A 22,803-nucleotide genomic window follows, 5' to 3' on the forward strand; every position below is an offset into this window, starting at 1 on the left:
CTGGCGGCAGCACCGGGCTGGGCGGCGTTCGTTGCCGTGCTGGGTGGCATCTGGCTGGTGCTGCCCTGGCCTTGGCGCTTGCGGCTGCTGGGCCTGCCTTGCCTGCTGCCCGCCTTGTTCTGGCAGCCGCTGCGGCCACCCCATGGCCAGTTTGCGCTCTGGGCGCTGGATGTGGGCCAGGGCCAGGCGGTGGTGGTGCAGACGGCCAGGCACAGCCTGCTGTATGACGCGGGCCCGTTGTACGGGTCTGGCAGCAATGCAGGCGACCGAGTGGTGGTGCCGGCAATGCGGGCGATGGGCGCGCGCGGGCTGGACAGCGGCCGGCTCGATCTGCTGGTGCTCAGCCACGCCCATGTGGACCATACGGGCGGTGCCCAGGCGGTGGTGGAGCAGCTCCAGCCGGTGGGCATGCTGGGCTCGCTGCTGCCCCATGAGCGCCAGCGCCTGGGCATTGCCGAAGCGCCCTGGCAAGACTGTGCTGCGGGCCAGGCCTGGATCTGGGATGGAGTGCATTTCAGCATTCTGTTTCCGGGGGCGCAGGAGCTGGGTGCCACAGACAGTTCCATTCCAAGGGATAGCTCGGGCAATGCCCACAGCTGCGTGCTGCGTATCGAGGCGGCGGCGCACGGCGGCCATGCCGCCAGCGCCTTGTTGCCCGGCGATATCGAGCGGGCCCAGGAGTGGGCGCTGGTGCAGCGCTATACGGACGCGCCGTCTGTGTTGCGGGCCGATCTGATGCTGGCCCCGCACCACGGCAGCAATACCTCGTCCACGCGGCCGCTGCTGGAGGCGGTGCGCCCGCGCTGGGTGGTGGCACAAACGGGCTACCGCAACCGCTTCGGGCACCCGGCTGCGCGGGTACAGCAGCGTTACCAGGAGATGCAGATTGTGCTGCGCAACACGGTCCATTGCGGTGCAGCACACTGGCGCTCCGACCAGCCCCAGACGCTGCTGTGCGAGCGGCAAAAGCGGCCGCGCTATTGGCGCCACCAGGCTGCCGAGCAGGGCCAGAAAAGCGGTATATTGGATATTAACAAAACAAATCAAGCACTAATTCTTGATGAAGGTTAGTACTTAGTTTTGGGTGGCGCGAAACTTGCTAAGCTGCTGGTGCCAGAAAGGATTTTGCGATGCAAAAGTTCGATGAGATGTACCAGGGCCTGCCTTATGCAGCAGGTGCCGAAAGAGCGCACTACCAAAGCTATGCCAAATGGCTGCAGCTGCAGCCCTTCGAGAAGATGCAAGCCTTGCGCGAGGAGGCCGAGCTGATATTCCGCCGCGTAGGGATCACCTTTGCGGTCTATGGCGAAAAGGACGAAGACGGCTCGGGCACCGAGCGCCTGATTCCCTTTGATCTGATCCCGCGCATCATCCCCTCGCAGGAGTGGGCCCAGATGCAAAAGGGCCTGGTGCAGCGCGTGGCAGCCCTGAACCGCTTTATCCACGATGTCTACCACGACCAGGAAATTCTCAAGGCCGGCATCATTCCGCGCGACCTGGTGCTGGACAACAGCCAGTACCGGCCCGAGATGCGGGGCGTGCATGTGCCGCTGGACACCTATGCGCATATCGCTGGCATCGACATCGTGCGCGCAGCCGAGGTGGACGGCAGCGGCACCTACTATGTGCTCGAAGACAACCTGCGCGTGCCCTCGGGCGTGTCGTACATGCTGGAAAACCGCCGCATGATGATGCGCCTCTTTCCGAGCCTGTTCAGCAGCCATGCGGTGGCGCCGGTGGCGCATTACCCGGATATGCTGCTCGACACCTTGCGTGCCAGTGCGCCCAACCAGGCGGCCAACAACCCCACGGTGGTGGTGCTGACGCCGGGCATGTACAACAGCGCCTACTTTGAGCATGCCTTCCTCGCCCAGCAAATGGGCGTGGAGCTGGTCGAAGGCCAGGACCTGCTGGTGCGCGATGATGTGGTCTACATGCGCACCACGCAGGGCCTGCAGCGGGTGGATGTGATCTACCGCCGGGTCGATGACGACTTTCTCGACCCCACCGTTTTCCGCCCCAGCTCCACCCTGGGTTGCGCCGGCCTGATGCGCGCCTACCGCAAGGGCAATGTGGCCATCTGCAATGCAGTGGGCACGGGCGTGGCCGATGACAAATCGGTCTACCCCTATGTGCCGGCGATGATCCGCTTCTACCTGGGTGAAGAGGCCATCCTGAAGAACGTGCCGACCTGGATGTGCCGCAAGCCCGATGACCTGGCCTATGTGCTGGACCACCTCGATGAGCTGGTGGTCAAGGAGGTGCATGGCGCTGGCGGCTACGGCATGCTGATCGGCCCGGCCTCCACGCGCGCCGAGATCGAGGCCTTCCGCGCAGTGCTCAAGGCCAAGCCCAATGGCTATATCGCCCAGCCGACCTTGAGCCTCTCGAGCAGCCCCACCTATGTGGAAAGCGGCATTGCGCCGCGCCACATCGATCTGCGCCCCTTTGTGCTGAGCGGCAAGGAGGTGCAGATGGTGCCCGGGGGCCTCACGCGCGTGGCGCTCAAGGATGGATCGCTGGTGGTCAACTCCTCGCAAGGCGGAGGCACCAAGGACACCTGGGTGCTGCGCGGCCCGGAGGACGATTACAGCGAATGGGATGGCATGCAGCAGTGAGCCCCGGAGGTTCCTGATTGAAAGCCATCCATCTGCCTAGCGAAAGAATGTCACTATGTTGAGCCGAACCGCCGATCACCTCTACTGGATGTCCCGCTATACCGAGCGGGCAGAGAACACAGCCCGCATGCTCAATGTGAGCTACGAGACCTCCATGCTGCCGCAGTCCGCGACCGCAGCGACCAAGGCCTGGCAAAGCGTGCTGTCCATCAGCGAGCTGCTGCCTGCCTACTACGAGCGCCATGACGAGATCACCCTCGATGGGGTGCTGCACTTCATGGTGCGCGATGAGACCAATACCTCGTCGATCTACAGCTGCCTGCTGGCTGCGCGCGAGAACGCGCGTGCCGTGCGTGGCGCCTTGACCACCGAGGCCTGGGAGACGCAGAACCTGACCTGGCTCGATATGAACCGGCTGTTCAAGGCCAAGAAGTTCGAGACCGATCCGGCCAAGTTCTTCGAGTGGGTCAAGCACCGCTCGCACCTCTCGCGCGGTGTGGTCTCGGGCACGATGCTGCAAGACGATGCCTTTTTGTTCTTGCGCCTGGGCACCTTCATCGAGCGGGCCGACAACACGGCCCGCCTCCTGGATGTGCGCTTCCATGCCGTCAAGAACGACTACCACGGCTCCTACCAGCCGGGCAAGGGCAGCCAGCCCTCGGACTTCTACCACTGGAGCGCGATCTTGCGCAGCGTCTCGGCCTTCGAGGTCTACCGCAAGGTCTACCGCAATGTGATCACGCCCGAGCGCGTGGCCGAGATGCTGATCCTGCGGCGTGACATGCCGCGCTCCCTGCATGCCAGCATGTACGAGGTGGTGCAGATTCTGCAGGCCGTTGCCAACGACCATTCGGCCGAAACCCAGCGCCAGGCCGGCCTGCTGCTGGCCGAGCTGCAGTATGGCCGCATCGATGAGCTGCTGGCCACCGGCTTGCATGCGTTTTTGGTGCGCTTTCTGGAGCGCGTGCATGCGCTGGGTGGCCGCATTGGCCAGGATTTTCTGGCCACCACGGAGCCGGTGGCTGCCTGATTCGTGACCAGCCAGAAAGGCAAAAGGCTGCGGTGTTCATCGCAGCCTTTTTTGCGTCCATGTCGCGGGCATTCAGCTGCCCGCGACCAGAGCTGACCCCTGGCGATCAGTAGCGGTAGGTCGCGGTCAGCAGAAAGTTGCGGCGCTCGCCGTAGAAGCAGTCGCCGCGTGAGAGGCACTGCGTGATCACCACCTTGTCGGTCAGGTTGTTGGCATGGAAGGCCAGGCGCCAGTCGCCGCTGTCATAGGCCACCATCGCATCGGTCAGCAGCGAGGAGGGCGTGTCGATGGCGCTGGTGCCCGACCACTGCGAGCCGGTGTAGCGCATGCCCGCACCCACGCTCCAGCCGCCACGCCCCTGGCTGGCAAAGCGGTGTGTCAGCCAGCTCGATGCCATGTGGCGCGAGACGGCGGCCACGCGCTGGCCCTGGTCGCCGGCATTGCTGCGGCTGATCTTGGCATCGGTATAGGCATAGGCGACGGTCCAGTCCCAGCGCTTGGCCAGGCTGGCGGTCATCTCGGCTTCAAAGCCCTGGGTCTTGACCTCGCCCAGCTGCAGGCTGTTGAGCGGGTTGGCCGGGTCATTGGTCTTGCGGTTTTGCTCGCGCAGGCTGTAGACGGCGGCATAGCCGGAGATGCCCCGGCCCTCGGGAATCCACTTCACACCGGCTTCGACCTGCTTGCCGCGCTGGGGCTTGTAGGGCGTGCCGTAAAAGTCCACGCCGCCCAGCGGCTGGAAGGATTCGGTGTAGCTGACGTAGGGCGCCCAGCCGCCGCCGGCCTGGTAGGTCAGACCGACGCGCTTGGTCCAGGCCGAATCGTCGGCTGCGGCTGCGGGCCGCCCTTCGGTCTCGGTCTTGGCATGGTCGCGGCGCAGGCCGGCCGTGGCGCTCCAGTCGCCCCAGCGCAACTGGTCCTGCAGGTAAAAGCCCAGCTGGCGCTGCGACACATTGGGCGCCTGCACCAATTGCGAGGCCGTGGGTGGCGTGAACGAGCCATAGACGGGGTTGTAGACATCGAGCGGCGTGCCCAGCGCGCGCCAGCTCGCCTGGCTGGTGGTGTTGCGCTGCCAGTCCATGCCGGCCAGCACCGTGTGCTGCACCTCGCCGGTCTGCAGCTTGCCTTCGAGCTGGGTGTCGACCAGCAGCATGCGGCCGCCATTGACCTGCCAGACAGCATCGCGCTGCACGGTGCGGCCATCGGCATCGAACACCGGCCGGGCTGGGCGGCCGGCGGCGGCGTTGGCGGCAAAGCTGGTGTAGAGCGTGCGGTAGTCCACTTCGCTGGTGGTGCGGCGCAGGTTCTGGCGCAGGGTCCAGCTGTCGTTCAGCTGGTGGCTGAACAGGTAGCCAAAGGACTTGTTCTCGGAGTCGTACTTGTCAAAGTTCGGCTCGCTGATGAAGGTGTTGGTCGGAATCTGGCCATAAGGGCTGGGCAGGCGCGTGCCCTGCCAGGGGAAGAACTGGGTGATCGAGCCGCTCTTGTCCTTGTGGTACATGGCCTGCAAGGTCAGCGAGGTGCCGGCAAAGGGCTTGAAGGTGAGCGAGGGCGCAATGACCAGGCGGTCGTCCTTGACATGGTCGACCTGGGTGTTGCTGTCACGGCCCACTGCCACCAGGCGGTAGAGCCAGCGGCCGTCTTCGTCGATGGGGCCGGTGATGTCGCTGGCAATCTGTTTGCGGCTGTGGCTGCCCAGCTGCAGCTGCACTTCGCGCTGGGGCTGGTCCAGCGGGCGTTTGCTGGTCAGGTTGAGCACGCCGCCCACGCTGCCCTGGCCGTAGAGCACCGATGAGGGACCGCGCAGAAACTCGACCCGCTCCAAGGTATAGGGCTCGACCTTGATGTTGTTGTAGGTGCCATAGGTGCGCAGCAGGCCATCCTGGTACTGGCTGACATCGCCGCCGCGCGCCTTGAAACTGTCGACCCGGTTGTCGAAATAGCTGGAGTTGATGCCCGCTGCATAGCGCGTGGTCTCGCGCAGGGTCGTCACGCCCTGGGCTTCAAACTGGTCACGCGTCACCACGCTGATCGCTTGTGGCGTCTCGATCAGCGGTGTGTCAGTCTTGGTGGCCGAGATGGCGCGTTTGGCGACAAAACCTTTGACCGGGCCGGTGGCCGTCTCGGCTTGGCTCTCGCCTTGCACGGTGATGGGGGCGAGTGTGGTTTCTGCCGGCGCAGCAGTTACTGGTTGCGTGCTTTGTGCCAATGCGTTGCCGCCCCAGCAGGCCAGGGCAGCCCACAAGGCCGTGTGCAAAGCGGAGTGCAGCGCACGCGGCGCGGCTGCGGGGATCAGGGTGTCAGACATGGTGGTCGGGTGTTGAACGCGGAAAAACGGCGCGCTGAAAGGGGCAGCGCTTGAGCATTACCGGGCCTGACCACTGCCATGCAGGGAGGCTGCGCTGTGGATGCAGGTGCTGGCATCCGAGCGCCCAGCTGCGGCCTGTGGACCGCGAGGCGGAGGGATAGTCGTGCACGCAGCATGGCAGTGAGGGCGGACCTGGTGCGCTGGCTGGCATCGGTAAACAAACGATGCTGGCGTGCGAAGAAAGATGAAGGCGCAGTGTAATAGAAGTCGAGAATGATTATTGTTTAACCATCAATGCAAGCAGGTTTGTGCGACAGATACAACAAAAAAGGACCCGAAGGTCCTTTTTGTTGTGTGTTGCAGCGCGGGCGCCTTATTCGACCTCGCCCATGATGGACTGCAGGTAGTTCTGGATGCCGACCTTGTCGATCAGGTCCAGCTGGGTTTCCAGAAAATCGATGTGCTCTTCGGTGTCGTCCAGAATCTTTTGCAGCAAGTCGCGCGAGACATAGTCACGCACGGTCTCGCAGTGGGCAATGCCGTCCTTGATGGTGGCTTGCGCGGCTTGCTCCAGGCGCAGGTCACAGGCCAGCGCTTCTGGCACGTCTTCACCGATCTGCAGCTTGCCCAGGTCCTGCAGGTTGGGCAGGCCGTCGAGCATGAAGATGCGGTCCATCAGCCAGTCGGCATGCTTCATCTCGCCAATGGATTCCTCGTATTCCTTCTTGGCCAGCTTGTCCAGACCCCAGTGCTTGTACATGCGGTAATGCAGAAAGTACTGGTTGATGGCGGTGAGTTCGTTTTTCAGCTGCGCTTGCAGAAAACCGATGGCCTTGGGATCGCCTTTCATGGTGGGCTCCTTCTCTTGTGTGAATGACGGGTATTGGGGCTATTGTCCTTGCGAAAGGTCAAGCAACCAAACCGGGCAGCGCTTATCCCCCGTGCTTTTGCTCTGGCTGCGTGTAAGGCTGAGTCGTGTTCTCATTTGACGCAGTCCGCAGCTTGCTTGCATGATGCGGCTTTCTGCAGCGCAACTGCGCTGTCATGGCGCTGTGCTAAGTTGCAGTGAGCAAGGCGCGCTAAGCGGTGCAGGCTTGCAAAACAGGCCGCTGCCCGCATATAGCCATCTGCCTTGGGTCAGGATTTAAATAATAGTTTGTTTAAATTGAAATGATTATATTAATTGAATTGATCAATTATTAAGATCTTTTTATACTGACTCCCGTCAATCGTTTTTACTCAACAGAAGGAAACCACCATGTCCGTACTCAACAGCAAGATCAAGCCTTTCGCGACGCAAGCATTCAAGGATGGCAAGTTCATCGAAGTGACCGAAAAAGACGTCCTGGGCAAGTGGGCTGTGTTCTTCTTCTACCCTGCGGACTTCACCTTCGTCTGCCCCACCGAACTGGGCGACGTGGCTGACCACTACGCTGAACTGCAAAAGCTGGGCGTGGAAGTCTATTCCGTCTCGACCGACACCCATTTCGTGCACAAGGCATGGCACGACACCTCGGACACCATCGCCAAGATCAAGTACACGATGCTGGGTGACCCAACCTGGCAAATCAGCCAGAACTTTGACTGCCTGCGCGAAGGCCAAGGCCTGGCAGACCGTGCCACCTTCATCGTCGATCCAGAAGGCGTGATCCAGGCCATGGAAATCACCGCTGAAGGCATCGGCCGCAATGCAGAAGACCTGCTGCGCAAGATCAAGGCGGCCCAGTACGTGGCTTCGCACCCCGGTGAAGTCTGCCCAGCCAAGTGGCAAGAAGGCGAAAAGACCCTGGCTCCTTCGCTGGACCTGGTCGGCAAGATCTAAGCCTAAGCCTAAGCCTAAGCCTTTACTTACTGCTGCAATTCCAACGTAGTAGACGCCCGGGTGCCTGGCGCCCGGGCTTTGTTTTTTTGAAAAGTGCTGCAACGCCCCCTGGCGGGGCACGAGAAGTTTGAAGGAAGTCCCATGCTCGACAACACCATGAAAGCCCAACTGAAAGCCTACCTGGAGCGCTTGACCAAGCCCGTCGAGCTGGTGGCGACCCTGGATGACGGTGACAAGTCGAAGGAAGTGCGCCAGCTGCTGGCCGATATCAAAGAGCTCAACGACAAGATCACGGTGGTCGAAGACAATGCGGCCGATGTGCGCAAGCCGTCTTTCCTGATCACCCACCCGGGCACCGATGCCGGCGTGCGTTTCGCCGGTGTGCCTCTGGGTCACGAATTCACCTCGCTGGTGCTGGCGCTGCTGCAAGTGGGCGGCCACCCCTCCAAGGAGTCCGCTGAGCTGCTCGAGCAGGTCAAGAACATCGACACGCCGCTGCACTTCGAGACCTTCTACTCGCTGTCCTGCCACAACTGCCCGGACGTCGTGCAGGCGCTGAACCTGATGTCCGTGCTCAACCCCAAGATTACGCACACCGCGATCGATGGCGGCCTGTTCCAGAAGGAAGTGCAAGAGCGCGAAATCATGGGTGTGCCCACCGTGTTCGTCAACGGCCAGCGTTTTGGCCAGGGCCGCATGGAGCTCGCCGAGATCGTTGCCAAGGTCGATACCGGCGCTGCAGCCCGCGAAGCGCAAAAGATTTCGGGCAAGGACGCCTTTGATGTGCTGATCGTCGGCGGTGGCCCCGCAGGCGCGGCCGCAGCAATCTATGCGGCGCGCAAGGGCATCCGCACCGGCATTGCGGCCGAACGCCTGGGTGGCCAGGTGCTCGACACCGTGGATATCGAGAACTTTATCTCCGTGAGCAAGACCGATGGCCCCAAGTTTGCGGCCGCGATGGAGAGCCATATCCGCGACTACGAGGTCGACATCATGAACCTGCAGACCGCCAAGGCCCTGACGCCCGCAGCGCAGGAGGGTGGCCTGATCGAGATCGAGACCGAATCGGGTGCCAAGCTCAAGGCCCGCACGGTGATCCTGTCGACCGGCGCGCGCTGGCGCAACATGAATGTGCCCGGTGAGGATACCTACCGCACCAAGGGCGTGACCTACTGCCCGCACTGCGACGGCCCGCTCTTCAAGGGCAAGCCCGTGGCGGTGATCGGTGGCGGAAACTCCGGTGTCGAGGCGGCCATTGACCTGGCCGGTGTGGTCAAGCACGTGACCTTGCTGGAGTTTGCCGCCGAGCTGAAGGCCGATGCCGTGCTGCAGCGCAAGCTGCGCAGCCTGCCCAATGTGACGGTCATCCTGAATGCGCAGACCACCGAAGTGAACGGTGACGGCAAGAAGGTGACGGGCCTGACCTACAAAGACCGCACGAACGACGAGACCAAGACCGTGGCGCTCGAAGGCATCTTTGTGCAGATCGGCCTGCTGCCCAACACCGGCTGGCTCAAGGGCACCGTGCAGCTGACGCCGTTTGGCGAGATCGAGATCGACGCCAAGGGCCACACCAACCTGCCCGGCGTGTTTGCCGCTGGTGACTGCACCAATGTGCCTTACAAACAGATCGTGATTGCCGCAGGTGCAGGTGCCACTGCCGCACTGAGCGCGTTTGACCACCTGATCCGCACGACGGCGCCGGCCGCCTGATCTGCCCGATCTGCGCTGACATGACAATGCCCCGATACCGCAAGGTTCGGGGCATTGCTACATCTGGACCGACTTGGGTAGCTGAGCCAGCTGAACGACGGTTAGCTGGCTGGCGGCAACTTACCCCTGTTTGCCGATCAGCAGGTACTCCATCAAGGCCTTTTGCACATGCATGCGGTTTTCGGCTTCGTCCCAGACGACGGACTGCGGGCCGTCGATGACCTCGGCCTGCACCTCTTCGCCGCGGTGGGCGGGCAGGCAGTGCATGAAGAGGGCGTCCTTCTTGGCCACGGCCATCATGTCGAGGTCCACGCACCAGTCGGCAAAGGCCTTCTTGCGCTTTTCGTTTTCCTCTTCATAGCCCATGCTGGTCCAGACATCGGTGGTGACCAGGTCCGCGCCCTTGCAGGCCTCTTGCGGATCGCTGAACAGCTGGTAGCAGCCCTTGTCGTAGGCGCGGCCGCTGAAGGCCAGTTGCTCGTCGATGCCGTAGCCGCTGGGCGTGCTGACATGGACCTTGAAGCCCAGCAGGTTGGCCGCCTGCAGCCAGGTGTTGGCCATGTTGTTGCCATCACCCACCCAGGCGACCGTCTTGCCCTGGATCGAGCCACGGTGCTCGATGAAGGTGAAGATGTCAGCCAGGATCTGGCAGGGGTGGAACTCGTTGGTCAGGCCATTGATGACCGGCACGCGCGAGTGCGACGCAAAGCGCTCGATCTTGTCCTGGCCGAAGGTGCGGATCATCACCAGATCGGTCATGCGGCTGATCACGCGCGCGCTGTCCTCGATGGGCTCGGCGCGGCCCAACTGGCTGTCGCCGGTGGTCAGGTGGACCACCGAGCCGCCCAGCTGGTACATGCCGGCCTCAAAGCTCACGCGGGTGCGGGTGCTGGCCTTCTCGAAGATCATCGCCAAGGTGCGGTCAGCCAGGGTGTGGTGGGTCACATAGCCCTTGAACTTCTGCTTGATCAGCGCCGCGCGCTTGAGCAGGTATTCGTATTCGTCGGCCGTGAAGTCCTGGAATTGCAGATAGTGTTTCATTGCGTTCTTTTCTGGCCTTATTGGCCCGCCAGGAAGGATTTGACCAGCGGCACGAGCTTGGCGACGATCTCATCGGCCTCGGCTTCGGTCAGGATCAGCGGTGGCACGATGCGGATCACGGTGTCGGCGGTGACGCTGAACAGCAGGCCGGCTTCTTGCACGCCGCGTGTGATCAGCTCGCCGCAAGGCTTGTTCAGCTCCACGCCGATCATCAGGCCCTGGCCGCGCACTTCGACAAAGCCGGGCGTGCCCGCCAGCGCCTGGTTCAGCGCGGCCTGCAGGTAGTCACCCACCTTGGTGGCATTGGCCAGCAGGCCTTCTTCTTCCATGATGGCAATGGTTTCCACACCGGCACGCATGGCCAGCGGGTTGCCGCCAAAGGTGGTGCCATGGTTGCCCGGTTGCAGCACCTTGGCAGCCTTGGGGCCGGCGACGACCGCACCCACCGGTACGCCCGAGCCCAGGCCCTTGGCCAGCGACATCACATCGGGCACGATGCCGGCCCACTGGTGGGCAAACCACTTGCCGGTGCGGCCCATGCCAGCCTGGATTTCGTCGACGATGAACAGCCAGTCCTTGGCGTCGCAGAGCTCACGCACCTGCTTCATGAAGTCGGCGCGCATCGGGTGCAGGCCGCCTTCGCCCTGGATGGGCTCCATCATCACGCCGACGATATTGGGGTTGCCTTCGGTCGCTTCCTGCAGCGCGACGAAGTCATTGGCCGGCACGCGCAGAAAGCCGTCGAGCAGCGGGCCAAAGCCATTGCGCACCTTGGGGTTGGCGGTGGCGCTCATCGTGGCGATCGAGCGGCCATGGAAGGCATGGTCGAACACGACGATCACCGGCTTTTCGATGCCCTTGTCCACGCCGTACTTGCGCGCGATCTTGATCGATGCCTCGTTCGCTTCCAGGCCGGTGGAGCAGAAGAAGACATTGGTCATCTTCGAGCGCTCGACGAGCAGGGCCGCCAGCTTTTCCTGGCCGGGCACATAGTAGTAGTTGCTGGTATGGATCAGCTTGGTCATCTGGTCGTGCAGCGCAGCGACCAGCTTGGCGTGGTTGTGGCCCAGCGTGTTGACGGCGATACCGCCCAGCGCGTCGAGGTATTCCTTGCCGTTGACATCCCACACACGCACGCCCTGGCCTCGCTCCAGTGCGACCGGCACGCGGCCATAGGTAGTCATCACATGGGGCTCAGAAGGCTTGACGGTGTCTTGCATGGAAATCTCCGGAAAAAAGAAACAGAATCAAAAAATCCGCCATGGCCCAGGCCCCTATGGCATGGCACCAGCGGAAGTCCCATTCTAGGGGCTGCGTAGCGACAGACTAGTGAAGAATGCGCATCACAGAATCGCAGTGGAGCCAGAGTGCCGGCGAGGCCCAATCCTCGCAAGCTAGACTACGCAGCGCCAAGGCCTGGGCATATCCGCTGCGGCGGCCCTGGCCTGCTGCGCAAAGTTATGCATTTCTTGCATTTGATGATGTTTTGAACTTATGCCTTGCGCGTGCGTATCTCTTATATAAGAGTTAAAATACGGGTTTGGCCTGAGGCAGTGATCCTGTGCTCAGGCGTCTATCAGAGGCTTCCATCCCATGGTTTCTCCCACATCTCAAGAAGTTTTCATTCTGGGCCTGACCCAGAATGGCAAGACCTTTCGCCCCAGTGACTGGGCGGAGCGTCTGGCGGGGGTGATGAGCCAGTTTCGTCCCGGCGGCATGCGCCGTGGTGGCCATCTGGGCTATTCGCCCTGGTGCGTTCCCACGACGATGAACGGCGCCAAATGCGTAATCGTCAAGCGGGAGTTGCAGGTGCACGAGCCGATGGCTTGGGACTTTGTGATGAACTTTGCGCGCGACAATGGCCTGCAGACCACCGACGCCTGCCTGATTCCGGAGGCGCCAGGCAACCCTGGCGGCCCCGCCAGTCCGGCTGGCAGCACCGGCAACACCACCACCAAGGCCTGAGCTTTCAGGCCTTTTTTGCGAGCCGGTATTTGGCATGGCTTGGTTTGTGCGGCGCGGGTGCCGGCGGTGCATCGGCTGCCCCATGGCCTCGATGCATGGGCGCCTAGCCTGCTGGGCTTGGCTTGGCTGGGTGCAGGTTGGCACTTCTTGCTCGGCGCTGCAAAGAAACGGCCCTCACAACGAAAAAAGCCGTCTTGCGACGGCTTTTTAGTTCACTGAGAGCGCACCCGTTACAAACGGCGGGCAGGGGATCCTGCCCGTGCGATTGCCTAATGGGCTTAGGCGGCCAGTGCCAGGGCCTTGACCTTGGCAGCAATGCGGCTCTTATCGCGAGCAGCCTTGTTCTTGTGGAAGATGCCCTTGTCGGCAATCGTGTCCAGCACGGATTGCGCCTTGGCAAACAGTTCGGTGGCCTTGGTCTTGTCGCCAGCGGCAACAGCCTTTTCCACGTTCTTGATAGCGGTACGGTACTTGGAACGCAGCGAGGTGTTGGCGGCGTTCAGCTTGATGGTTTGGCGGGCGCGCTTACGGCCGGATGCCAAACGGGGGTTCTTTTTGACTGGCTTAGATGCCATGATGAGTGTCCTTTGAGTCTGCGGATGTTTTCAGTGAATCGGGCATTATAGCCGCTGTTTACTCAGAAATCCAGATAACCGGCAATTTCCCGCCAGCGGCGCGGCTACACTGCCCGTGTGTCACTGTTCAAAGCTGCCTCCACCGTCTCCCTGTTTACGCTGCTCTCGCGTATCACAGGGCTTGCCCGCGATCTGCTGATGGCCACCATGTTTGGTGCCAGCGCACTGACCGACGCGTTCAACGTTGCCTTTCGCATTCCCAACCTGTTCAGGCGCCTGTTTGCAGAAGGGGCCTTCAGCCAGGCCTTTGTGCCGGTGCTGGCCACTACCTTGACCAAGGAAGGCGAGGAGCGCACACGTGACTTGGTGCACAGCGTGGCCACGGTGCTGTTCTGGATTCTGGCGCTGACCTGCGTGCTGGGTGTGGTCGCGGCGCCCGCGCTGGTCTGGCTGCTGGCCAGTGGCCTGCGCCAGAACCCGCACAGCTATGACGCAGCGGTGCTGATGACGCGCTGGATGTTCCCGTATATCGGCTTCATGTCGCTGGTGGCGCTGGCTGCGGGCGTGCTCAATACCTGGAAGCGCTTTATCGTGCCGGCCTTCACGCCGGTGCTGCTCAATGTCAGCATGATTGTGGCGGCCTTGGCGCTGACCCCCTGGATGCGCAGCCATGGCCTGGAGCCTATCTATGGCATGGCTGTTGGCGTGATGGCCGGCGGCGTGCTGCAGCTGGTGGTGCAGTTTCCGGCGCTGCGCCGCATCGGCATGCTGCCGCGTATTTCGTGCCGGCCCTCGGTCATCAGGCAGGCCTGGGCCGATGCCGGCGTGCGCCGCATCCTGTCGCTGATGGCGCCCGCCTTGCTGGGTGTGGGCGTGGCCCAGATCTCGCTGATGATCAACACCCAGATTGCCTCTTACCTGGCACCGGGCAGCGTGACCTGGCTGTTCTATGCCGACCGCCTGATGGAGTTCCCCACCGCCTTGCTGGGCGTGGCGCTGGGCGTGGTGCTGACGCCGCAGCTGTCGTCGGCCAAGGCGGCCGGTGATGATGAGCGCTATGGCGCCATGCTCGACTGGGGCCTGCGCATTGTGGTGTTGCTGGCCGCCCCTTGTGCGGCGGGCCTGCTGCTGTTTGCCAAGCCCTTGGTAGCCGTGCTGTTCCACTACGGCGCGCTCAAGGGCTCGGATGTGGGCCAGATTGCGCTGGCGCTGCAAGGCTATGGCGTGGGCCTGCTGGCCATGGTCGCCATCAAGGTGCTGGCGCCGGGCTTCTATGCCAGCCAGGACATCCGTACGCCGGTGAAGATTGCCATCTGTGTGCTGGTGCTGACGCAGCTGTTGAACCTGGTGCTGGTGCCCACGATGGCCCATACCGGTCTGGCCTTGTCGATCGGCCTGGGTGCGGTCATCAATGCGCTGTGGCTGCTGGTGGGCTTGATCCGGCGCGGCAGCTTCAAGCCCAAGCCGGGCTGGTGGATCTTTCTGGCCCGGGTATCGCTGGCCGTTGCGCTGCTGGGCATCTTTCTGGCCTGGGGCGCGCAGATGACCGATTGGGTCGCGCTGGGCTCGCACCGCCTGGAGCGCGTGGGTCTGCTGGCGCTGTGGATGGCGGGGGCGGCGCTGCTGTATTTTGGTGTGCTGGCCTTGTCCGGCATGAAGCTGCGCGCAATGTTGCGCCGCTGACAGAATAGTTCCCTCTATTAGGGAATATGCGGTTTTTGCGTGATTTCCATCGCGCAGACCCTGCAGGCCAGCCCATCTGGTGGTATACATGGCGTCATGGCACTGGCAGCGCCCCAAGGTGCCAGCGATGTATGCGAAGGCGCTGCAGTTGGGATGTGTATGGACTTCCGCTTTTCTATCCCCACACCGTTGGAGCATTTTGAATCGCTGGTCAGCAGTGACGATGGTTTTCCGCTGCTCGAAGCCGCCGCTGCCGTGGCCTGCATCGAGTACCCGCAGCTGGACACCCAGCAGGTCCTGAACGAGGTCGATCAGCTGCTGGGCCAGCTGATGGAGAGCCGCGATGCCAGCAGCCGCAGTGCGCTGACGCGGCTCAAGGCACTCAACCACCGTTTTTATGCCGAGTGGGGTTTCCAGGGCAACCCCAATGACTTCTATGCGCTCGACAACAGCTGCCTCAATGCCGTGCTGCACCGCCGGCGCGGCATTCCCGTGTCGCTGGCGGTCATCTGGCTGGAGCTGGCCACGGCTTTGCAGCTGCCCGCGCATGGCATCTGCTTTCCCGGCCATTTTCTGCTCAAGGTGAGCGTGGCAGAGGGGCAGATCGTGCTCGATCCGCTGTCGGGCCAGTCGTTTTCCAGCAATATGCTCGCCGAGATGCTCGAGCCCATGCAAAAGGCGTTTCACCGCGTCGATGAAGACGATGTGCCGCTGGGCCTGTACCTGCAGGCCGCAACGCCACGCGACATCATTGCGCGCATGCTCTCCAACCTCAAGGAGGTCTACCGCAGCGACAAGAACTGGGGCAAGCTCATTGAGGTGCAAAACCGGCTGCTGGTGCTGCTGCCCAGCGAATGGACGGAGCTGCGCGACCGGGGCCTGGCTTATGCAGAGCTGGGCGTGCACGACCGGGCCCGGGAAGATCTGCAAACCTACCTCAACCAGACCGGCAATCCAGAGGATGCGGCCACTATTCGTGCGGCTTTGTTAGATTTGCAACGAATGTAACGTTTGACGTTGTTTTGACATTTTCTTGTCATTCTGTCGTCACACAACTTCGGCAAGATAGCGGCACTAGGGATGCGCCACTATGAAAGATCGATTAGGAATTTCACCAGAAGACGTCATGCACAAGATTGCGCGTGATGTGATGGATGACTATGACGAGTCTCTGGAGCTCGAGATGGAGGACGGCATGCTGGGCGCGCCGTTCGCCGCAGGGATGACGGAGCATGACTACCAGTACTTCCGCGAGCTCTTGAGGCTGCAGGGTGAACTGGTCAAGCTGCAGGACTGGGTGCAGCACACCGGCCAGAAGGTGGTGGTGCTGTTCGAGGGGCGCGATGCCGCAGGCAAGGGCGGTGTGATCAAGCGCATCACCCAGCGCCTCAACCCCCGCGTGGTGCGCGTGGCCGCCTTGCCGGCCCCCAACGACCGCGAGCGCACGCAGTGGTACTTCCAGCGCTATGTGGCACACCTGCCCGCCGCTGGCGAGATCGTACTGTTTGACCGCAGCTGGTACAACCGCGCGGGTGTCGAAAAGGTCATGGGCTTTTGCACCAATGACCAGTACGAAGAGTTCTTCCGCACCGTGCCCGAGTTTGAAAAGATGCTCGTGCGCTCGGGGATCTTGCTGGTCAAGTACTGGTTCTCGATCAGTGATGAAGAGCAGCACCTGCGCTTCCTGGGCCGTATCCATGACCCCCTCAAGCAGTGGAAGCTCTCGCCGATGGACCTGCAAAGCCGCGTCCGCTGGGAGGAATACACCAAGGCCAAGGAAGTGATGCTGGAGCGCACCCACATTCCCGAAGCACCCTGGTGGCTGGTGCATGCCGATGACAAGAAAAAGGCACGCCTCAACTGCATTGCACACTTTCTGGCCCAGGTGCCTTACACCGATGTGGACCATGAGAATGTCGTGCTGCCCGACCGGATCCGCCATCCGGACTACAGCCGCCTGCCCGTGCCCGCTTCCATGTATGTTCCGGAAGTCTATTAATTAAGATTTCGGATCATTCAATACAAAGAGCCTCGGTTTCATCACCGAGGTTTTTTTACGTCTGTGTTGTGCCGATGCTGGCAGAGCGCCCATCGGTCATCGACGGCGTGGCCGTGGGAAAGCCGACCGATCCGGGTGCTGATCATCGGGACGGGAGGGCGCCTGCAGGCAGCGAAGCCGTGTTGAGGAGATGCGGTAGTCCAGCAGCATCTCTTGCGCGTTGGGGGGCTTGGAGATGCTGGGCGCGGTGCTTTTAGCGAATAGCGTGGGCGTGATAGGCATCTGCACCCCGCCTCAAGGTGCAGTGCCAAAGAGGCGGGGTTAGATCAGCCGCGCCGCAAACAGCTCTTTTTTCAGATAGGCGTAAAAGAGCGGCGCCGCCACCAGCCCTGCGGGGCCAAAAATAGCTTCCGCCACAAACATCACCGACAGCAGTTCCCAGACGCCCATATGCGTCTTGGCGCCAACGACCTTGGCATTGATCAGGTACTCGGCCTTGTGGATCAGCACCAGGAAGGCCAGACAGGCGACGGCGGTCAGTGGCGAGACCGACAGGCCCACGGTGGTAATGACGGCATTGCAGACGAGGTTGCCGACAATGGGGATCAGGCCGCCAAAAAAGGTCAGCATGATGAGCGCGCCGCTATAGGGCAGGCGCATATTGATCAGCGGCAGAATGCCCAGCAGGAAGATGGCGGTCAGCACCGTGTTGAACAGAGCGATCCAGAACTGGGCTGCGACAATCTGGCGGAAGGCATCGCCAAAGCGCTGCACGCGCAGCTGCAGCTGGTAGGCCAGGGGAGCGTGGGAATGGCGGCTGTGGCGCACGGCGGCCAACGCGCCAATCAAGAGGCCGACAAACACATAGAGCAGGCCGGTGAGCCAGAGCCGGCCCATATTGGCAATGGCGCCCGCCTTGGTGCCCAGGTATTCGGCAGCCCGCTGCTGCAGGTCTTGCGCGCCATCGGGCAGCACATTGGCCAGCTCGGGCGGCAGCTTGCTGCGCAGGTCCAGCAAGGTCTTGGCCATCGAGACCAGCATCTCGCGGTACTGCTGCGGCGCGTTGAGCAGATAGCCCTGGGAATGGATCAGTCCCAGCGTGACCAGCACCACCGGCACCACCAGCACGATGGTGACGGACAGGTATTCCATCCACAGCGGTGGGGGCGTGTTCAGCGAGGTGGGCAGGCGGCTCAGCTCACGGATCTTGTGTACCAGAAACAAGGTGAAGGTGTAGCCGGCACAGGCGGCCAAGAGGCCCACCAGCAGGCCATTGAGCATGATCAGCAGCAAGGCCGCAGCCATCAGCACATAGGAGGCCACCCTGACACCCCAATGCGCAGGAGGCGGCCGCCAAACATGCGGCAGGTCCGCAGCGCCGCTGGCCGGCTGGCCGGGTGCGGGGCTGTTGGACGGGGGCTTTGCGGAATCCGGTTGCATGGTTGGCCATCCATCTGAGCGAGTCGGAAGGCCAGGATCTGGCCCTTGCTGCGCGCAGGGCAGACGGCTTGGTGCGCCTGCCCTGCCGGGGAAGCTTAGCGCACCGTGACCGCAGCCTCTGCGCCACGGGGGCCGATGCTGCCAATCGTCCACACTTGTTCACCAAGGGCGGAGAAGGCGTCCTTGACGGCCTGTTCGCTCTCTGCGGGAACCACCACCACCATGCCGATGCCGTTGTTGAAGGTGCGGTTCATCTCGATGTCATCGATGCCAGCGGTCTTTTGCAGCCAGGCAAACAGCTCGGTCTGGGGCCAGCTGCCCTTGACCAGTTGCGCGCCCAGGCCTTCGGGCAGCACGCGGGGAATGTTCTCCAGCAGGCCGCCGCCGGTGATGTGGGCCAGCGCCTTGATGGGCTGCGAGGCCAGCACCTTGAGCACGTTGAGCACGTAGAGGCGCGTGGGCTCCATGATGGCGTTCTTGAAGGGCTTGCCGTCCAGCGTCTCGGGCAGGCCGCCTTGGCTTTGTGCACGCTCGATGCACTTGCGCACCAGCGAGAAGCCGTTGGAATGCACGCCATGCGAGGCCAGGCCCAGCACCACGTCGCCGGCTTGCACATTCTGGCCGGTCAGGATCTTGCTTTTCTCGACCGCGCCAACTGCAAAACCGGCCAGGTCGTATTCGCCGTCCGGGTACATGCCGGGCATCTCGGCGGTTTCACCACCGATCAGTGCGCAGCCCGACAGCTCGCAGCCCTTGGCGATACCGCCCACCACGGCCGCTGCCGTGTCCACATCGAGCTTGCCGCAGGCAAAGTAGTCGAGGAAGAACAGGGGCTCGGCGCCTTGCACCAGCACGTCGTTGACGCTCATGGCCACCAGGTCGATGCCCACGGTGTCATGCATATTCCACTCAAAGGCCAGGCGCAGCTTGGTGCCCACGCCGTCGGTGCCCGAAACCAGCACCGGCTCCTTGTAGCGCTTGGGCACTTCAAACAGCGCGCCAAAACCACCGATACCCGCCATCACGCCTTCGCGCATGGTTTTCTTGGCCAGGGGCTTGATGCGCTCGACCAGCGCGTCGCCTGCGTCAATATCAACGCCAGCGTCTTTGTACGAAAGGGGGGTGGAGGAATTGGAAGAGCTCATGAGGGACTACAAAGGCAATAAAGCTGACAAGCTGACCCAACGGGGGCCAGAAACGCCGATTTTATGCCGCAAGCCATACCCGAGGGGGCAGAATGCCCGTCCGGTGTGCACTGTTACCGCATGAGCGCGCATCGGCCGCCTGCTTTGTGGCCGATTTCATGCATAAATGGGGCAGAGGGGCCTTTTGTGTCACACCAGCGTGACTACCGACTAAAATCAATGGGTTTGCATGCAGGGCCCTGGCCACTGCATGACCGAGCAGGGGCGCCCCAAGTTGGCGCGCATCGCGCCAACCAGACTGAACGCTTTCTTGTATTGAACGCAGCTATGCGTGAGATTTCCTTTTATCTGATGACCCACAACGCAGTGCGTATTGCACGGCGGGCTCGGGCGCGGATAGGAGTTGGCGCATGAAGCAAATGGCTTTGGATCTGGGCTTGGCGCCAGCGCCAAGCCTGAACCGGTTTTTTGCGGGCTCCAACCAGGCAGCGCTTGCGCATCTGCATGCCCAGGTCAATGAAGCCTGGGACGCGCCGCGCTCGACCGTGCCCACTTACCTTTGGGGCGAGATGGGCTGCGGCAAGACCTATGTGTTGCGTGCAGTGGCCGAAGCCTTGCGTGAGCAGGGCGCGCCTGTGGGCTGGCTCGATGCGAGCACCCGCTTTCCCAGCGCCTTCAACGAGCGCTGGTCGGCCGTGATCCTCGACGAGGTGCAGTTCTACAACCCGGTGCAGCAGGCGGCGGCCTTCAACTGGTTCGTCAACGCCACCAGCCCGGCCACCGGTGCGCGGCGTTGGGTGCTGGCGGCGGGCGATGTGCCGCCCTCCGACCTGAAACTGCGTGACGACTTGCGCACCCGGCTGGGCTGGGGCGAGATCTACCAGCTGCACCTGCTCAGTGAAGCGCAGCGCAGGGATGTGCTCAAGGATGAAGCCAAACGACGTGGCCTGGTATTGACCGACGATGTGATGGATTACATGCTCAAACGCTTCTCACGCGATTTGGGCAGCCTGATGCAACTGTTGGACCACCTGGACAATTTTGCCTTGCGCAACAAACGGGGCCTGACGATCCCCTTGCTCAAGGACATGCTGGAGACGGAGTAAATGGTCTTGCAGCTACAACCGAGATTTTTTGAATGAACAACTCTGCTGGCACAAGCACAAGGCTTGCGCTTTTTGACCTGGACCACACTTTGCTGCCGCTCGATTCGGATTACGAATGGGGGGAGTTCACCTTGCGCAAGGGCTGGTGCGACAAGCAGGAGTTTGGCAGCCGCAATGCGGCCTTTTTTGCCGATTACCAAAAAGGCACCCTCGATATCCATGCCTATGTGCGTTTTGCCACCGAGGCCATTCGCAAGCTCGGCCCTGAGGCCGCCGATGAGGCGCACCGCGCCTTCATGCAGGAAGTGATCACGCCGCATATCCAGCCGGCGGCGCGGGCGCTGCTGCAGCAGCACCGCAATGCGGGTGACACCATCGTGATCGTCACCGCCACCAATGAATTCGTGACCCGCCCGATTGCCAAGGCCTTGGGTGTGGATCACCTGCTGGCCGTCAACCTGGCGCGCGACGCTTCTGGCTGGATCACCGGCGAGATCGACGGTGTGCCGACAATGCGCGCCGGCAAGGTCACCCGCATGGAAGCCTGGATGGCCGAGCGCGGCCTGAGCTGGGACAGCGTGGACAGCATCTTCTACAGCGACTCGATGAACGACGTGCCGCTATTGGAAAAGGTGGATACTGCCGTGGCCACCAACCCCGACGCGCGCCTGCGCCAACTCGCCACCGAACGCGGCTGGCGCATCCTGGACCTGCTGGAGCCACACGCATGATCAAGACCATCATCGATAAATTGCTGGGCAAGGCGACGGCCGCCAGCAAGACCAAGAACCCCTTTGGCAAGCGCGAGGAAGTGGGCGTTGATGTGCACAACATCGACCCCAAGCTGGTGGACCGCCGGGCGCTGGACGTGTGCAGCACCTTGAAGGAAGCGGGCTTTGAGGCCTATATCGTCGGCGGCGCGGTGCGCGACCTGCTGCTGGGCCTGCGCCCCAAGGATTTTGACGTGGCCACCAATGCCACGCCCGAGCAGGTCAAGAGCCTGTTCCGCCGCGCCTTCATCATCGGCCGGCGTTTTCGCATCGTGCACGTGGTCTATGGCCGTGGCCGCGAGAACGAGGTCATCGAAGTCACCACCTTCCGCGCCTTTTTGGACAGCTCCAAGGCCGAGCAGGTGCAGGGCAATGAGAAAACCAGCAAGGCTGCGCTGGCCGGCATGAAGCTGGCGGTGGACGAAAGCGGCCGCGTGCTGCGCGACAACGTCTGGGGCCCCCAGAACGAGGATGCAGCGCGCCGCGACTTCACCGTCAACGCGATGTACTACGACCCGCAGACCCAGATCGTGGTGGACTACCACAAGGGCATCCGCGACTCGCAAAAGCATGTGCTGCGCATGATTGGCGACCCGGCCACCCGCTACCGCGAAGACCCGGTGCGTATCATCCGCGCGGTGCGCTTTGCCGCCAAGCTCAGCAAGAAGGGCTTCACGCTCGACCCCAAGACCGCCAAGCCGCTCGTCGAATGTGCCCAGCTGCTGCAGGAAGTGCCGCAAAGCCGGATGTTTGACGAGATGCTCAAGCTGTTGCAGACGGGCCATTCGCTGGCCTCGATCGAGCAGCTGCGCCTGCTGGGCCTGGCCAAGGGCATCTACCCGCTCCTGGATGTGGTGGTGGACCGCGCCGACCTGCCCTTTGTGCAGGCCGCGCTGATGGACACCGACCGCCGCGTGGCCGAAGGCAAGAGCGTGGCGCCGAGCTTCTTGCTCGCCTGCGTGCTGTGGCAGGACGTCAAGGCCGGCTGGGACAAGCGCATGCTCAAGGGTGAGCACCCGCACCCGGCGCTGCAGGATGCGATCGACGACGTCTTCAACCACCGCATTGGCGATGTCTCCGGCCGGGGCAAGCTCGCCGCTGACATGCGCGAGATCTGGGTGATGCAACCGCGCTTTGAAAAGCGCACCGGCAGCACGCCGTTTGGCATGATCGCGCAGGCGCGCTTCCGTGCCGGTTTTGACTTTCTGCGTTTGCGCGCCGATGTTGGCGAGGTCGACGAGGCGCTGGCCAACTGGTGGCAGGAGTTCCAGCAGGCCGATGAGGCCCGCCGCGAAGACCTGATCGCCCAGGTGCGCGAAGAGCAACGCGCCAAGCCCAAGACGGGCGCGCCCAAGCCCAAGCGTGCACCGCGAAAGCCCGCTGCGGCCCATGAGGCGCAAGAGGACTCCAGCCTGGACCAGGTGGCCCAGCAGGCCATGGACGGCGACAGCGAAGCCCATGCAGATGCGCCAGCCAAGAAGCGCCGTCGCCGCCGCCGCAAACCCGGTGGCGCGGATGCCGGCGCTGCTGCAGCTGGCGGTAGCGGCGCCGATGCCGCCGGCCATGGTGACTGACATGCCGGGCCAGGCCG

19 protein-coding genes are annotated in these 22,803 nt (G+C 62.5%); 12 read left to right on the top strand and 7 right to left on the bottom strand.

Annotated features, from left to right (window positions below):
- The 3 genes from H928_RS0105005 to H928_RS0105015 form a co-directional block, all read left to right on the top strand.
- On the top strand, nt 1–1,071 hold a 1,071-nt coding region (locus H928_RS0105005), incomplete at its 5' end, for a ComEC/Rec2 family competence protein (protein ID WP_027010568.1).
- Between the two features lie 59 nt (nt 1,072–1,130).
- Nucleotides 1,131–2,618 (top strand): circularly permuted type 2 ATP-grasp protein, encoded by a 1,488-nt coding sequence (locus H928_RS0105010; protein ID WP_021025530.1) that lies wholly within the window; start codon nt 1,131–1,133, stop codon nt 2,616–2,618.
- 55 nt (nt 2,619–2,673) lie between these two features.
- On the top strand, nt 2,674–3,648 hold the full coding sequence (locus H928_RS0105015; protein ID WP_021025531.1) for an alpha-E domain-containing protein: 975 nt from the start codon (nt 2,674–2,676) through the stop codon (nt 3,646–3,648).
- A gap of 106 nt (nt 3,649–3,754) precedes the next feature.
- Here the strand turns inward: H928_RS0105015 and H928_RS0105020 are convergent, their stop codons facing one another.
- The gene (locus H928_RS0105020; RefSeq protein WP_021025532.1) at nt 3,755–5,953 is read right to left on the bottom strand and encodes a TonB-dependent siderophore receptor; all 2,199 of its coding nucleotides are present in this window, start codon (nt 5,951–5,953) and stop codon (nt 3,755–3,757) included.
- A 373-nt stretch (nt 5,954–6,326) separates the two neighbouring features.
- Nucleotides 6,327–6,803: a bacterioferritin gene (bfr, locus tag H928_RS0105025; RefSeq protein WP_021025533.1), complete on the bottom strand. Its 477-nt coding sequence runs from the start codon at nt 6,801–6,803 to the stop codon at nt 6,327–6,329.
- Between the two features lie 408 nt (nt 6,804–7,211).
- On the opposite strand from bfr, the gene ahpC reads away from it, so the two are divergent.
- Together ahpC and ahpF are read left to right on the top strand one after the other, a co-directional pair.
- Entirely contained in the window at nt 7,212–7,775 is a 564-nt protein-coding gene (gene ahpC, locus H928_RS0105030) for an alkyl hydroperoxide reductase subunit C (RefSeq protein ID WP_021025534.1), read from the top strand.
- Nucleotides 7,776–7,916: 141 nt separating this feature from the next.
- On the top strand, nt 7,917–9,488 hold the full coding sequence (gene ahpF, locus H928_RS0105035) for an alkyl hydroperoxide reductase subunit F (RefSeq protein ID WP_021025535.1): 1,572 nt from the start codon (nt 7,917–7,919) through the stop codon (nt 9,486–9,488).
- Between the two features lie 120 nt (nt 9,489–9,608).
- On the opposite strand, the gene argF is transcribed toward ahpF, so the two are convergent.
- A complete protein-coding gene (argF, locus tag H928_RS0105040; RefSeq protein WP_021025536.1) occupies nt 9,609–10,529 on the bottom strand; it encodes an ornithine carbamoyltransferase in 921 nt (306 codons plus the stop codon).
- A 17-nt stretch (nt 10,530–10,546) separates the two neighbouring features.
- Nucleotides 10,547–11,749, bottom strand: a complete 1,203-nt coding sequence (locus tag H928_RS0105045; RefSeq protein WP_021025537.1) for an aspartate aminotransferase family protein — start codon at nt 11,747–11,749, stop codon at nt 10,547–10,549.
- 373 nt (nt 11,750–12,122) lie between these two features.
- Between H928_RS0105045 and H928_RS26195 the strand changes: the two genes are divergently transcribed.
- Entirely contained in the window at nt 12,123–12,494 is a 372-nt protein-coding gene (locus tag H928_RS26195; protein ID WP_021025538.1) for a DUF3579 domain-containing protein, read from the top strand.
- Between the two features lie 278 nt (nt 12,495–12,772).
- On the opposite strand, the gene rpsT is transcribed toward H928_RS26195, so the two are convergent.
- On the bottom strand, nt 12,773–13,069 hold the full coding sequence (gene rpsT, locus H928_RS0105055) for a 30S ribosomal protein S20 (RefSeq protein WP_021025539.1): 297 nt from the start codon (nt 13,067–13,069) through the stop codon (nt 12,773–12,775).
- 117 nt (nt 13,070–13,186) lie between these two features.
- On the opposite strand from rpsT, the gene murJ reads away from it, so the two are divergent.
- The 3 genes from murJ (at nt 13,187) to ppk2 (ending at nt 16,751) form a co-directional block, all read left to right on the top strand.
- Nucleotides 13,187–14,752 carry a murein biosynthesis integral membrane protein MurJ gene (gene murJ, locus H928_RS0105060; RefSeq protein WP_021025540.1) on the top strand — a complete coding sequence of 522 codons (1,566 nt, stop codon included), beginning with the start codon at nt 13,187–13,189 and terminating at the stop codon, nt 14,750–14,752.
- A 159-nt stretch (nt 14,753–14,911) separates the two neighbouring features.
- Complete coding sequence (locus tag H928_RS0105065; RefSeq protein WP_021025541.1) at nt 14,912–15,760, top strand: SirB1 family protein; 849 nt, start codon at nt 14,912–14,914, stop codon at nt 15,758–15,760.
- Nucleotides 15,761–15,878: 118 nt separating this feature from the next.
- Entirely contained in the window at nt 15,879–16,751 is an 873-nt protein-coding gene (gene ppk2 / locus H928_RS0105070; RefSeq protein WP_239644888.1) for a polyphosphate kinase 2, read from the top strand.
- Between the two features lie 321 nt (nt 16,752–17,072).
- Here ppk2 and H928_RS0105075 read toward each other — a convergent pair whose 3' ends face one another.
- Nucleotides 17,073–18,191, bottom strand: a complete 1,119-nt coding sequence (locus H928_RS0105075; protein ID WP_084635696.1) for an AI-2E family transporter — start codon at nt 18,189–18,191, stop codon at nt 17,073–17,075.
- A 95-nt stretch (nt 18,192–18,286) separates the two neighbouring features.
- The gene (purM, locus tag H928_RS0105080; RefSeq protein WP_021025544.1) at nt 18,287–19,336 is read right to left on the bottom strand and encodes a phosphoribosylformylglycinamidine cyclo-ligase; all 1,050 of its coding nucleotides are present in this window, start codon (nt 19,334–19,336) and stop codon (nt 18,287–18,289) included.
- Between the two features lie 410 nt (nt 19,337–19,746).
- Here purM and hda point away from each other — a divergent pair, with 410 nt between their 5' ends.
- The 3 genes from hda to pcnB are packed head-to-tail and all read left to right on the top strand — an operon-like array spanning nt 19,747 to nt 22,786.
- The gene (hda, locus tag H928_RS0105085) at nt 19,747–20,442 is read left to right on the top strand and encodes a DnaA regulatory inactivator Hda (protein WP_021025545.1); all 696 of its coding nucleotides are present in this window, start codon (nt 19,747–19,749) and stop codon (nt 20,440–20,442) included.
- Nucleotides 20,443–20,474: 32 nt separating this feature from the next.
- Nucleotides 20,475–21,173 (top strand): HAD family phosphatase, encoded by a 699-nt coding sequence (locus tag H928_RS0105090; protein WP_021025546.1) that lies wholly within the window; start codon nt 20,475–20,477, stop codon nt 21,171–21,173.
- Nucleotides 21,170–22,786, top strand: coding sequence for a polynucleotide adenylyltransferase PcnB (gene pcnB / locus H928_RS0105095; protein ID WP_021025547.1), 1,617 nt, complete (start codon nt 21,170–21,172; stop codon nt 22,784–22,786). The genes H928_RS0105090 and pcnB overlap by 4 nt, the downstream gene beginning before the upstream one ends.
- Nucleotides 22,787–22,803: the final 17 nt, after the last annotated feature.

The sequence above is a fragment of the Comamonas sp. B-9 genome (assembly GCF_000410635.1).
Classification (GTDB): domain Bacteria; phylum Pseudomonadota; class Gammaproteobacteria; order Burkholderiales; family Burkholderiaceae_C; genus Comamonas.